Genomic DNA, 12,591 nt, shown 5'->3' with positions numbered 1-12,591 from the left:
CGCCAGCCCTGGCTTATCAGAATTAAGGTGTCATCGTGAAACTGGATGAAATTGCGCGCCTGGCGGGCGTGTCGCGCACCACGGCGAGCTATGTCATCAATGGCAAAGCGCGGCAGTATCGTGTCAGCGACAAAACCGTTGAGAAAGTCATGGCGGTGGTGCGTGAGTACAACTATCACCCCAACGCGGTGGCTGCGGGCCTGCGCGCCGGACGCACCCGTTCGATTGGTCTGGTGATCCCCGATCTGGAAAACACCAGTTATACCCGCATCGCCAACTATCTCGAACGCCAGGCGCGTCAGCGCGGCTATCAGCTGCTGATTGCCTGTTCCGAAGATCAGCCGGATAACGAAATGCGCTGCATTGAGCACCTGCTGCAGCGTCAGGTGGATGCGATCATTGTCTCCACGTCGCTGCCGCCGGAACATCCGTTCTATCAGCGCTGGGTCAACGATCCGCTGCCGATTATCGCGCTGGACCGCGCGCTGGATCGTGAACACTTTACCAGCGTGGTCGGTGCCGATCAGGATGACGCGCAGGCGCTGGCGGCTGAATTGCGTCAGCTGCCGGTGAAAAATGTGCTGTTTCTCGGCGCGCTGCCGGAGCTGTCGGTCAGCTTCCTGCGTGAAATGGGGTTCCGCGAGGCGTGGCAGGGCGATGAACGCCCGATCGATTTCATCTATTGCAATAGCTTTGACCGCGCCGCTGCGGCGACGCTGTTTGAAAAATACCTTGAAGACCACGCGATGCCCGAAGCGCTGTTTACCACCTCATTTGGCCTGCTGCAGGGGGTGATGGACGTGACGCTGAAGCGTGACGGCCGCTTGCCAACTGACCTGGCTATTGCAACTTTCGGCGACCACGAATTATTAGACTTTCTGGAGTGCCCGGTGCTGGCGGTAGGGCAGCGCCATCGCGATGTCGCTGAGCGTGTGCTCGAGCTGGTGCTGGCTTCGCTGGATGAGCCACGCAAACCGAAGCCAGGTTTAACCCGTATTCGCCGTAATTTATTCCGCCGCGGACAATTAAGTCGTCGCGCTAAATGAAGCGTCGGGCGAGACGTCGCCCGCGCTAATTTCTCTCATCCATATTTAACCAGACGCACACGGGCGTAAAAAAGCGTAAATTATCATCGCCCCGGCTAACGAATTATCGGCGCTGGATTTTCTTATTTGTTTACATCTTCAGCAATCGCGCATAGCAGAGCTGACGCGATGGTGCTGGGCTTCCTTTCAGAAATCCCCTAAAATGCCGCCGCCGTCGCAGATTGGGGCAGAATAATCGCAGCGGTAAAATTGCGCTAATTTTCACCGATAAATCTGACGCAAATTTTTTTTATACTGTTATTCATCAGGTTAATTTTAAATTGACCATTCATTCTCCTCTTATTCTTCTCTCCGGTTAATTTCATTCGGTGTAAAGAGTGATATTCACTTGCCGTTGCGGCTTGACAAGGATTTCATCGGCTCCGTAAACTCGTTTCGTGGTAAAAAGTGGGATAAAGTGGTGAAAACGGGTAACTGAGGGGTAGGGCTGGCATGTTCCGTGGAGCAACGTTAGTCAATCTCGACAGCAAAGGGCGCCTGGCGGTGCCGACGCGTTATCGCGAATTGCTGCTCGCAGAGTCTCAGGGTCAAATGGTTTGCACCATTGACCTCCATCAGCCCTGCCTGCTGCTTTATACCCTGCCCGAATGGGAAATTATTGAGAAAAAACTGGCCCGGTTATCCAGTATGAATCCGAACGAGCGTCGCGTGCAGCGTCTGCTGTTAGGACATGCCAGCGAGTGCCAGATGGATAACGCAGGCCGTTTACTGCTAGCGAACACGTTGCGCCAGCATGCGAGCCTGACCAAAGAAGTGATGCTGGTTGGACAGTTCAACAAGTTTGAGCTGTGGGATGAACAGACCTGGTATCAACAAGTTAAGGACGATATTGACGCAGAACAGTCAGCTCAGGAGCCTTTATCTGAGCGGTTGCAGGACTTGTCGCTATAGCTATGCAGGAAAATTTTAAACACACCACGGTGCTGCTGGATGAGGCGGTTAACGGCCTTAATATCAGGGAAGACGGCATTTATATTGACGGCACCTTTGGTCGCGGCGGTCACTCACGCCTGATCCTGTCGCAGCTTGGCGCGCACGGACAGTTACTGGCGATCGACCGCGATCCGCAAGCCATAGCCGCAGCCGCTGAGATAAAAGATCCACGTTTCTCGATTGTGCACGGGCCGTTTTCAGCGCTGGCTGAGTATGTCGAAGAGCGCGGGCTGACCGGAAAAATCGACGGCGTACTGCTGGATTTGGGCGTCTCTTCGCCTCAGCTGGATGACGCCGAGCGCGGTTTCTCCTTTATGCGCGACGGGCCGCTGGATATGCGTATGGATCCGACGCGCGGTCAGTCGGCAGCCGAGTGGTTGCAGAGCGCGGAAGAGGCAGACATTGCGTTTGTGCTGAAAACCTACGGTGAAGAGCGCTTCGCAAAACGCATCGCCCGCGCCATTGTCGAGCGCAACCGGGAACAGCCGATGACGCGCACCAAAGAGCTGGCCGATCTGATTGCGGCGGCAACGCCGGTAAAAGATAAGTTTAAGCATCCGGCGACGCGCAGCTTCCAGGCGATACGCATCTGGATCAACAGTGAGCTGGAAGAGATCGATATCGCGCTGAAAGGGGCATTAACGGTGCTGGCACCGGGCGGGCGTTTATCCATCATCAGCTTCCACTCGCTGGAGGATCGGCTGGTGAAGCGCTTTATGCGTGACCAGAGCCGCGGACCGCAGGTGCCGGCCGGGATTCCGATGACCGAGAGCCAGCTGAAAGCGCTGGGCGGACGTGAACTGAAAACCCTCGGCAAGCTGATTCCTGGCGAAGCCGAAGTCAAAGACAATCCGCGCGCGCGCAGTTCGGTCCTGCGTATCGCTGAGAGAACCGCATCGTGATTGGCAATGAGCGTCACAGCCTGCCCGGCGTCATTGGTGGCGATCTGCTGCGTTTTGGCAAGATCCCGCTGCTGCTGCTGATCGCCGTGCTGGTTTCTTCGGTGCTGGTGGTGACCACCACGCATAAGACCCGTCTGCTGACGGCGCAGCGTGAGCAGCTGGTGCTGGAGCGTGATGCGCTGGATATCGAATGGCGCAACCTGATCCTCGAAGAGAATGCGCTGGGCGATCACAGCCGGGTAGAACGGATAGCAACCGATAAGCTGCAGTTGCAGCATGTTGATCCTTCACAGGAAAATATTGTGGTGCAGAAATAAGGAATCGCAGACCTCAATGAGCGGCGCAGGCAAAACGCTGAAGTTAAGAAAACAGGAAGATAAGGCCAGCTTTGTAAGCTGGCGTTTTGCGTTGCTGTGCGGCTGTATTCTTCTGGCGCTGGGTGGATTGCTGTCGCGCGTGGCGTGGCTGCAGGTCATCAGCCCGGATAAGCTGGTGAAGGAAGGCGATTTACGTTCGCTGCGCGTGCAGGAAGTGCCTACCGCGCGCGGCATGATCAGCGATCGCGCCGGACGCCCGCTGGCGGTAAGCGTGCCGGTTAACGCCATCTGGGTCGATCCCAAAGAGCTGACCGAGCACGGCGGCGTCACCGTTGATAGCCGCTGGAAAGCGCTGTCGGATGCGCTGTCGATCCCGCTTGATCAGCTGGCGGCGCGCGTCAACGCCAATCCAAAAGGGCGCTTTATTTACCTCGCCCGTCAGGTTAACCCGGCGATTGGCGAATATGTGAAAAAGCTCAAGCTGCCCGGTATTTACCTGCGCCAGGAGTCGCGCCGCTACTATCCGGCCGGCCAGGTCACTGCCCACCTGATTGGCTTCACCAACATTGACGGCCAGGGCATTGAAGGCATCGAGAAGAGCTTCGATAAATGGCTGACCGGTGAGCCGGGCGAACGTACCGTGCGCAAAGACCGCTACGGGCGGGTGATTGAGGATATCTCCTCGGTCGATAGCCGCGCCGCGCACAACCTGACGCTGAGCATCGACGAGCGCCTGCAGGCGCTGGTGTACCGCGAACTGAACAATGCTGTTGCCTTCAACAAAGCCGAATCGGGCACTGCGGTGCTGGTGGACGTGAACACCGGCGAAGTGCTGGCGATGGCCAACAGCCCGGCTTACAACCCCAATAATCTCAGCAACACGCCGAAAGACGTGATGCGTAACCGCGCTATTACCGACATCTTCGAGCCAGGTTCCACCGTGAAGCCAATGGTGGTGATGACCGCACTGCAGCGCGGCGTGGTGAAAGAGAACAGCGTTCTGAACACCGTGCCGTATCGCGTCAATGGTCATGAGATCAAAGACGTGGCGCGCTATAACGAATTGACCCTTACCGGGGTTCTGCAGAAGTCGAGTAACGTCGGGGTTTCGCGCCTCGCGTTAGCGATGCCCTCCTCAGCGCTGGTAGAAACTTACGCGCGCTTTGGCCTGGGTAAACCGACCAATTTGGGGCTGGTCGGGGAAAGTAGTGGCTTATACCCTCAAAAACAACGGTGGTCTGACATAGAGAGGGCCACCTTCTCTTTCGGCTATGGGCTAATGGTAACGCCGTTACAGTTAGCGCGAGTCTACGCAACCATTGGCAGCTACGGCATCAACCGCCCGCTGTCGATTACCAAAGTTGACCCGCCGGTGGCGGGCGAGCGCGTTTTCCCGGAAGACCTGGTGAAAACCGTGATGCACATGATGGAAAGCGTGGCGCTGCCGGGTGGCGGTGGTGTTAAAGCCGCCATCAAGGGCTATCGCATCGCGATCAAAACCGGTACCGCGAAAAAAGTCGGTCCGGACGGACGCTACGTCAATAAATACATTGCTTACACCGCGGGCGTTGCGCCTGCCAGTCGCCCGCGTTTTGCGCTGGTGGTGGTGATCAACGATCCCCAGGCCGGTAAATATTATGGTGGTGCGGTTTCTGCACCGGTATTTGGCGCCATCATGGGCGGTGTGCTGCGCACCATGAACATTGAACCGGATGCGCTGCCAACGGTGGATAAAAACGAGTTGGTGAAGAATAAGAGAAGTGAGGAATCAAGTGACAGATCGTAACCTGCGCGACTTGCTGGCCCCGTGGGTGCCTGGCGCGCCGGCGCGTCCACTCCGTGACATGACACTGGACAGCCGCGCTGCGGCTGCTGGCGATCTGTTTATCGCCGTGGCGGGCCATCATGCTGATGGACGTCGATTTATTCCACAGGCCATCGCCCAGGGTGTGGCGGCGGTCATTGCCGAGGCTGAAGGTGAAGCCAGCGATGGGGATATCCGCGAGATGCACGGCGTCCCGGTTATCTATCTGGCCCAGCTGCCGCAGCGCCTTTCCGCGCTGGCCGGGCGTTTCTACCAGCAGCCGGCTGAAAAATTAAAGCTGATTAGTGTGACCGGCACTAACGGCAAAACCACCACCACGCAGCTGATTGCGCAGTGGGCCAACCTGCTGGGCGAAACCGGTGCGGTGATGGGCACGGTGGGCAATGGCCTGTACGGTCAGCTGGTGCCGAGTGAAAACACCACCGGTTCGGCGGTGGATGTACAGCATATTCTGCACGACCTGGTCGGGCAGGGGGCTACCGTCGCGGCGATGGAAGTCTCTTCGCACGGTCTGGTGCAGCATCGCGTGGCCGCGCTGCCGTTTGCCGCCGCGGTGTTTACCAATCTGAGCCGCGATCACCTTGATTATCACGGTGACATGCAGGGCTACGAATCGGCCAAGTGGCTGCTGTTCTCTGAGCATCAGGTAGGCGAGGCCATCATCAACGCTGATGATGAAGTGGGCCGCCGCTGGCTGGAAAAATTACCGGATGCCGTGGCTGTCACGCTGGGCAACAACCTGCAGCCCGGCTGTCGTGGCCGCTGGCTGCAGGCGACGGCGATCGATTATCACGACGGCGGCGCACACGTGCAGTTCAGTTCGAGCTGGGGCAACGGCGAGTTTGACAGCCGCCTGATGGGCGCCTTTAACGTCAGCAATCTGCTGCTGGCGCTGGCCACACTGCTGACGCTGGATTATCCGCTCGACACGCTGGTGGCCAGTGCCAGCCAGCTGCAGCCGGTGTGCGGGCGTATGGAAGTGTTCACCGCCGCGCACAAGCCGACGGTAGTGGTGGATTACGCACATACGCCTGACGCGCTGGAAAAAGCGCTGGAAGCGGCCCGGCTGCACTGCAAGGGCCAGCTGTGGTGCGTGTTTGGCTGCGGTGGCGACCGTGACAAAGGCAAACGCCCGCTGATGGGCGCGATTGCCGAACAGTTTGCCGATATCGTGGTGATCACCGATGACAATCCGCGTAGCGAAGAGCCGACGGCGATTGTTAACGACATTCTCACCGGCCTGCTCGATCCGGGCCGGGCCCGCGTCATTGCAGGACGAGCGCAGGCGGTTACCCATGCGGTGATGCAGGCCAGCGCCGACGACATCGTGCTGGTGGCCGGTAAAGGCCATGAAGATTATCAAATCATCGGCAATCGCCGCCTTGACTACTCTGACCGCGACACCGTCGCCCGTTTGCTGGGGGTAATGGCATGATTCCGGTTACGCTGAAAACCCTGGCAGAGATTAGCGGTGGGCAGCTGCACGGCAGCGATCTCACTATTGCGGATGTCACCACGGATACCCGTAAAGTTACCCCAGGCAGCCTGTTTGTCGCGCTGGTGGGCGAACGTTTTGATGCGCACGATTTTGCCGCCGACGCTATCGCCAGTGGCGCACAGGCGCTGCTGGTGAATCGTCGTTTAGCGGTCGACGTGCCGCAGGTGGTGGTCGCCGACACGCGTATCGCCTTTGGTCAGCTCGGCGCCTGGGTGCGTCAGCAGGCGAAAGCGCGCGTGGTGGGGCTGACCGGCTCCTCCGGTAAAACCTCCGTAAAAGAGATGACCGCGGCGATTCTGCGCCAGTGCGGTGAAACGCTGTATACCGCCGGCAATCTCAACAACGATTACGGCGTGCCGATGACGCTACTGCGTCTTACCCCGCAACACGCGTATGCCGTGATTGAAATGGGCGCGAACCATCAGGGTGAAATCGCCTACACCACCAATCTGGTGCGTCCGGAAACCGCGCTGGTCAACAATCTGGCGGCGGCGCATCTGGAAGGCTTCGGTTCACTGGCGGGCGTGGCAAAAGCCAAAGGCGAAATCTTTGGCGGCTTACCGGTACACGGCACCGCAATCATCAACGCTGACAGCAACGATCTGCCCAACTGGCAGCCGCAGTTTGCTGACAAAACCCTGTGGCGCTTTTCGCCGCAGCCGATGGCAGACGCGGAGTTCCGCGCCAGCGATATCGTACTGCGCGCTGACGCCACGCTGTTTACCCTGCACACGCCGCGCGGCGACATCGCCGTCGAGCTGCCGCTGCCGGGTCGGCACAATATCGCTAATGCGCTGGCTGCTGCCGCGCTGGCGCTGTCGGTTGACGCGCCGTTAACCGCTATCCAGTCTGGCCTTAAAACCTTACAGCCCGTTCTTGGGCGCCTGTTCCCGATTCGCCTCGCCGGTAATCAGTTGCTGCTGGATGACAGCTACAACGCTAACGTTGGCTCGATGACCGCCGCTGCACAGGTACTGGGCGATATGCCGGGCTTCCGCGTCATGGTGGTCGGTGACATGGGCGAGCTGGGCGACGAAGCCGAAGCCTGTCATCGTCAGGTGGGCGAAGCGGCGAAAGCCGCCGGTATTGATTGTGTGCTGAGCACCGGCAGGTTCAGCCATTTGATTAGTGAAAGCAGCGGCCGGGGCGAACATTTCGCCAGTAAAGCTGAACTGACTGAACGTTTACGCACGCTGCTGTCCCAACATGCGGACATCACTATTTTGGTTAAAGGTTCACGTAGTGCCGCCATGGAGCAGGTAGTACAGAGCTTACAGGAGAAAGGAACATGCTAGTCTGGCTGGCCGAACATCTGGTCGCATTTTATTCCGGCTTTAACGTCTTTTCCTATCTGACGTTTCGCGCCATTGTCAGCCTGCTGACCGCTCTGTTCATCTCTTTATGGATGGGCCCGCGCCTGATCGCCTGGCTGCAGAAACTGCAGATTGGCCAGGTGGTACGTAACGATGGTCCGGAGTCGCACTTCAGCAAGCGCGGCACGCCGACCATGGGCGGCATAATGATTCTGACCTCCATCACGGTTTCGGTGCTGATGTGGGCTTATCCGTCCAATCCTTACGTCTGGTGCGTGCTGGTGGTGCTGGTCGGTTTTGGCGTGATTGGCTTCGTTGATGACTACCGCAAAGTGGTGCGTAAAGACACTAAAGGCCTGATCGCGCGCTGGAAATATTTCTGGATGTCGGTGATTTCGCTTGGTGTGGCGTTCGCGCTGTTCATCGCCGGTAAAGATACGCCTGCCACACAGCTGGTGGTGCCATTCTTCAAAGATGTTATGCCGCAGCTCGGCCTGTTCTACGTGGTGCTGGCCTACTTTGTAATTGTCGGAACCGGTAATGCGGTCAACCTGACAGACGGTCTGGATGGCCTGGCCATCATGCCAACGGTGTTTGTCGCGGCGGGATTTGCGCTGGTGGCCTGGGCGACCGGTAACGTGAAATTTGCCGAGTATCTGCACATCCCGTATCTGCGCCACGCCGGTGAGCTGGTGATTGTCTGTACCGCGATTGTCGGGGCCGGTCTGGGCTTCCTGTGGTTCAACACCTATCCGGCGCAGGTCTTTATGGGCGACGTGGGTTCGCTGGCGCTGGGCGGCGCACTGGGCACGCTGGCAGTGCTGCTGCGTCAGGAATTTTTGCTGGTGATTATGGGCGGCGTATTTGTGGTTGAGACGCTGTCGGTGATCCTGCAGGTGGGTTCGTTCAAGCTGCGCGGTCAGCGTATTTTCCGCATGGCACCGATTCACCACCACTATGAACTGAAAGGCTGGCCGGAGCCGCGCGTGATCGTGCGCTTTTGGATTATTTCGCTGATGCTGGTGCTGATTGGCCTGGCAACGCTCAAGGTACGTTAATCATGGCTGACTATCGGGGCAGAAAAGTCGTCATCATTGGATTAGGCATTACCGGCCTCTCCTGTGTTGATTTCTTCCTCGCGCAGGGCGTGACGCCCCGCGTGATGGATACCCGTGTGTCACCGCCGGGGCTGGACAAACTGCCAGAGCAGGTGGAGCGCCACGTTGGCGGTATCAACAGCGACTGGTTGCTGGCGTGCGATTTGATCATCGCCAGCCCGGGCATCGCGCTGGCGCACCCGGCGCTGAGCGAAGCGGCCGACGCCGGCATTGAAATTGTCGGCGATATCGAACTGTTCTGCCGTGAAGCGCAGGCGCCGATTGTGGCGATCACCGGTTCCAATGGCAAAAGTACCGTCACCACGCTGGTGGGCGAAATGGCGCGCGCCGCGGGCTGGCAGGTGGGCGTAGGCGGCAACATTGGGCTGCCGGCGCTGACACTGCTCAAATCGCCGGCGCAGCTGTATGTGCTGGAGCTCTCCAGCTTCCAGCTGGAAACCACCTACAGCCTGAAAGCGGCGGCGGCAACCATCCTCAACGTCACTGAGGATCATATGGATCGCTATCCGCTCGGCATGCAGCAATACCGCGCCGCTAAATTACGCATCTATGAAAACGCGGATATCTGCGTGGTGAATGCCGACGATGGCATGACCATGCCGGTGCGCGGCGCCGATCGCCGCTGCGTCAGCTTTGGCATCGACGTTGGCGATTATCACCTCAACCAGCAGCAGGGCAGTACCTGGCTGCGGGTGAAGGGCGAGAAAGTCCTTAATACCGACGAGATGAAGCTGGTCGGGCAGCACAACTACACCAATGCGCTGGCCGCGCTGGCGCTGGCCGATGCGGTGAATATCCCGCGCGCCTCCAGCCTGAAAGCGTTAACCACCTACAGTGGCCTGCCGCACCGCTTCCAGCTGGTGCACGAAGCGCATGGCGTGCGCTGGATTAATGATTCGAAAGCCACCAACGTGGGCAGCACCGAAGCCGCGCTTAACGGCCTGCAGGTGAAAGGTACGCTGTGGCTGCTGCTGGGTGGCGATGGCAAAGGGGCAGACTTTACACCGCTGGCGCGCTATCTGCAGGGTGACAACGTGCGCCTGTTCTGCTTTGGCCGCGACGGCGACGCGCTGGCCGCGCTGCGTCCGGCAGTGGCGACGCGCACCGACACGCTCGAACAGGCGATGACGCAGATTGCCGCGCAGGTGCAGGCGGGCGACATGGTACTACTGTCACCGGCGTGCGCCAGCCTCGACCAGTTCCGTAATTTTGAACAGCGCGGCGATCGCTTCGCGCAACTGGCGAAGGAGCTGAGCTGATGCGTATTCCCGGAGCCAGTATCGCCAGTTTTATTTCGCTGCGCCTGCGTGATTGGGTGATGGGCGCGCGCGACAACAACGACGCGCCGGTGGTGCTGTATGACCGCACGCTACTATGGCTGACATTTGGCCTGGCGATTATCGGTTTTGTCATGGTCACCTCGGCGTCGATGCCGGTTGGACAGCGTCTTAACGACGATCCGTTCTACTTTGCCAAGCGAGATGCCTTTTATATCGCACTGGCGCTGGGGATGGCGTTAGTGACGCTGCGCGTACCGATGGATTTCTGGCAGCGCTACAGTAACGCGATGCTGATGGCTTCGGTGGCGATGCTGCTGATCGTACTGGTGGTCGGTAGCTCGGTTAACGGCGCATCGCGCTGGATCGCGCTCGGGCCGCTGCGTATTCAGCCGGCGGAGTTATCCAAGCTGTCGCTGTTCTGCTATCTCGCCAGTTATCTGGTGCGCAAAGTGGAAGAGGTGCGGAACAACTTCTGGGGCTTCTGTAAGCCGATGGGCGTGATGGTGGTGCTGGCGGTGCTGCTGCTGGCCCAGCCGGACCTCGGCACCGTGGTGGTGCTGTTTGTTACCACGCTGGCGATGCTGTTCCTCGCGGGCGCCAAACTGTGGCAGTTCCTGGCGATTATCGGCTCCGGCATTTTCGCCGTGGTGCTGCTGATTATCGCGGAACCTTACCGTATGCGCCGCGTGACCTCCTTCTGGAACCCGTGGGAAGATCCGTTCGGCAGCGGCTACCAGCTGACCCAGTCGCTGATGGCGTTTGGCCGCGGTGAGTTCTGGGGGCAGGGCCTGGGCAACTCGGTGCAGAAACTGGAGTATCTGCCGGAAGCGCATACCGACTTTATCTTCTCAATTATCGGTGAAGAGTTGGGTTATGTCGGTGTGGTTTTGGCGCTGTTGATGGTATTCTTCGTCGCTTTTCGCGCAATGTCGATTGGCCGTCGCGCGCTGGAGATCGACCAGCGTTTTTCCGGCTTCCTCGCCTGTTCCATTGGCGTGTGGTTTAGCTTCCAGGCGCTGGTTAACGTTGGTGCGGCGGCGGGTATGCTGCCGACCAAGGGCCTGACGCTGCCGCTGATCAGTTACGGTGGATCGAGTCTGATCATTATGTCGACCGCCATCGTGTTTTTATTGCGCATTGATTATGAAACGCGTCTGGCAAAAGCCCAGGCGTTTACCCGAGGTGCCCGATGAGTGGTAAACGGCTGATGGTCATGGCAGGGGGTACCGGCGGACATGTGTTCCCCGGACTGGCCGTGGCGCATCATCTGATCGAACAAGGCTGGCAGGTGCGCTGGCTGGGAACGGCAGACCGGATGGAAGCCGAACTGGTGCCAAAGCATGGCATCGATATCGACTTCATCCGCATCAGCGGACTGCGCGGTAAAGGCGTAAAGGCCCTGCTGCTGGCACCGGTGCGCATTTTCAATGCGTGGCGCCAGGCGCGCCGCATCATGAAAAACTGGCAGCCGGATGTGGTGCTGGGCATGGGCGGTTATGTTTCCGGTCCGGGCGGCCTTGCGGCGTGGAGTTGCGGCATCCCGGTGGTGCTGCACGAGCAGAACGGTATTGCCGGGCTGACCAATAAGTGGCTGGCGAAAATCGCTACCACAGTGATGCAGGCCTTTCCGGGCGCGTTCCCCACTGCTGAGGTGGTGGGCAACCCGGTGCGTAATGATGTGCTGGCGCTGCCGCTGCCGGCGCAGCGTCTGGCACACCGCAGCGGGCCGATTCGCGTGCTGGTGATTGGCGGTAGTCAGGGCGCGCGCATCCTCAATCAGATCGTGCCGCAGGTCGCCGCCGAACTGGGTGACGCCATCACGTTGTGGCATCAAACCGGCAAAGGCGCACGGGAAACCGTGCAGCAGGCGTATCAGGCCGCTGGCCAGCCGCAGCATAAGGTCACCGAGTTTATCGATGACATGGCGCAAGCCTATGCGTGGGCCGATGTGGTGGTGTGCCGCTCCGGCGCGCTGACCGTCAGTGAAGTGGCGGCGGCAGGTTTACCGGCGATTTTCGTGCCGTTCCAGCACAAAGATCGTCAGCAGTACTGGAATGCGCTGCCGCTGGAAAAAGCCGGCGCGGCCAAAATTTTCGAGCAGCCGCAGTTTACTGCTGCGGCCGTCGCAGACACGCTGCGCCACTGGGATCGCGCCACGCTGCTGGCGATGGCGGAAAAAGCCCGCCATGTCGCGATTCCTGATGCGACCGAACGGGTAGCACAAGAGGTTGCGCGCGTCGCGAAGTAAGTTAACCGGTCAGTTTGACTGGCCCGCATCTGAAAGCAGGTGCAAACGGGA

At 59.1% G+C, this 12,591-nt stretch carries 11 protein-coding genes; all 11 read left to right on the top strand.

Annotated elements, in window-relative coordinates; genetic code table 11:
* Positions 1 to 35: 35 nt before the first annotated feature.
* The 11 genes from cra to murG all read left to right on the top strand — a co-directional run bounded on the left by cra (position 36) and on the right by murG (position 12,540).
* Positions 36 to 1,046: a catabolite repressor/activator gene (gene cra / locus AC6I8F_RS15840; RefSeq protein ID WP_010615604.1), complete on the top strand. Its 1,011-nt coding sequence runs from the start codon at positions 36 to 38 to the stop codon at positions 1,044 to 1,046.
* 492 nt (positions 1,047 to 1,538) lie between these two features.
* Positions 1,539 to 1,997, top strand: a complete 459-nt coding sequence (gene mraZ / locus AC6I8F_RS15835; protein WP_021507569.1) for a division/cell wall cluster transcriptional repressor MraZ — start codon at positions 1,539 to 1,541, stop codon at positions 1,995 to 1,997.
* Between the two features lie 2 nt (positions 1,998 to 1,999).
* Positions 2,000 to 2,941, top strand: a complete 942-nt coding sequence (gene rsmH, locus AC6I8F_RS15830) for a 16S rRNA (cytosine(1402)-N(4))-methyltransferase RsmH (protein ID WP_021507568.1) — start codon at positions 2,000 to 2,002, stop codon at positions 2,939 to 2,941.
* The gene (ftsL, locus tag AC6I8F_RS15825; RefSeq protein WP_021507567.1) at positions 2,938 to 3,258 is read left to right on the top strand and encodes a cell division protein FtsL; all 321 of its coding nucleotides are present in this window, start codon (positions 2,938 to 2,940) and stop codon (positions 3,256 to 3,258) included. The genes rsmH and ftsL overlap by 4 nt, the downstream gene beginning before the upstream one ends.
* A 16-nt stretch (positions 3,259 to 3,274) precedes the next feature.
* Positions 3,275 to 5,044: a peptidoglycan glycosyltransferase FtsI gene (locus AC6I8F_RS15820; protein ID WP_288423287.1), complete on the top strand. Its 1,770-nt coding sequence runs from the start codon at positions 3,275 to 3,277 to the stop codon at positions 5,042 to 5,044.
* Positions 5,031 to 6,518: a UDP-N-acetylmuramoyl-L-alanyl-D-glutamate--2,6-diaminopimelate ligase gene (gene murE, locus AC6I8F_RS15815; RefSeq protein ID WP_498028217.1), complete on the top strand. Its 1,488-nt coding sequence runs from the start codon at positions 5,031 to 5,033 to the stop codon at positions 6,516 to 6,518. Before AC6I8F_RS15820 ends, murE begins: the two co-directional genes overlap by 14 nt.
* On the top strand, positions 6,515 to 7,876 hold the full coding sequence (gene murF, locus AC6I8F_RS15810) for a UDP-N-acetylmuramoyl-tripeptide--D-alanyl-D-alanine ligase (protein WP_498028216.1): 1,362 nt from the start codon (positions 6,515 to 6,517) through the stop codon (positions 7,874 to 7,876). Before murE ends, murF begins: the two co-directional genes overlap by 4 nt.
* Positions 7,870 to 8,952, top strand: a complete 1,083-nt coding sequence (mraY, locus tag AC6I8F_RS15805) for a phospho-N-acetylmuramoyl-pentapeptide-transferase (protein ID WP_021507563.1) — start codon at positions 7,870 to 7,872, stop codon at positions 8,950 to 8,952. The genes murF and mraY overlap by 7 nt, the downstream gene beginning before the upstream one ends.
* 2 nt (positions 8,953 to 8,954) lie before the next feature.
* Positions 8,955 to 10,271 carry a UDP-N-acetylmuramoyl-L-alanine--D-glutamate ligase gene (gene murD, locus AC6I8F_RS15800; RefSeq protein ID WP_058774827.1) on the top strand — a complete coding sequence of 439 codons (1,317 nt, stop codon included), beginning with the start codon at positions 8,955 to 8,957 and terminating at the stop codon, positions 10,269 to 10,271.
* The gene (gene ftsW / locus AC6I8F_RS15795) at positions 10,271 to 11,485 is read left to right on the top strand and encodes a cell division protein FtsW (RefSeq protein WP_498028215.1); all 1,215 of its coding nucleotides are present in this window, start codon (positions 10,271 to 10,273) and stop codon (positions 11,483 to 11,485) included. The genes murD and ftsW overlap by 1 nt, the downstream gene beginning before the upstream one ends.
* Complete coding sequence (gene murG / locus AC6I8F_RS15790; protein WP_498028214.1) at positions 11,482 to 12,540, top strand: undecaprenyldiphospho-muramoylpentapeptide beta-N-acetylglucosaminyltransferase; 1,059 nt, start codon at positions 11,482 to 11,484, stop codon at positions 12,538 to 12,540. The genes ftsW and murG overlap by 4 nt, the downstream gene beginning before the upstream one ends.
* Positions 12,541 to 12,591 lie beyond the last annotated feature (51 nt).

The organism is gamma proteobacterium symbiont of Axiagastus rosmarus, from assembly GCF_059730925.1.
Note: the sequence above shows the minus strand (reverse complement) of the source record. Positions and strands in the feature narration are given on the sequence as shown.

What these genes read in the sequence shown, in the direction of transcription:
- mraY (WP_021507563.1), top strand. Translation starts at nt 7,870, where the DNA reads ATGCTAGTCTGGCTGGCCGAACATCTGGTCGCATTTTATTCCGGCTTT.
- AC6I8F_RS15820 (WP_288423287.1), top strand. Translation starts at nt 3,275, where the DNA reads ATGAGCGGCGCAGGCAAAACGCTGAAGTTAAGAAAACAGGAAGATAAG.
- murF (WP_498028216.1), top strand. Translation starts at nt 6,515, where the DNA reads ATGATTCCGGTTACGCTGAAAACCCTGGCAGAGATTAGCGGTGGGCAG.
- ftsW (WP_498028215.1), top strand. Translation starts at nt 10,271, where the DNA reads ATGCGTATTCCCGGAGCCAGTATCGCCAGTTTTATTTCGCTGCGCCTG.
- mraZ (WP_021507569.1), top strand. Translation starts at nt 1,539, where the DNA reads ATGTTCCGTGGAGCAACGTTAGTCAATCTCGACAGCAAAGGGCGCCTG.
- rsmH (WP_021507568.1), top strand. Translation starts at nt 2,000, where the DNA reads ATGCAGGAAAATTTTAAACACACCACGGTGCTGCTGGATGAGGCGGTT.
- murG (WP_498028214.1), top strand. Translation starts at nt 11,482, where the DNA reads ATGAGTGGTAAACGGCTGATGGTCATGGCAGGGGGTACCGGCGGACAT.
- murD (WP_058774827.1), top strand. Translation starts at nt 8,955, where the DNA reads ATGGCTGACTATCGGGGCAGAAAAGTCGTCATCATTGGATTAGGCATT.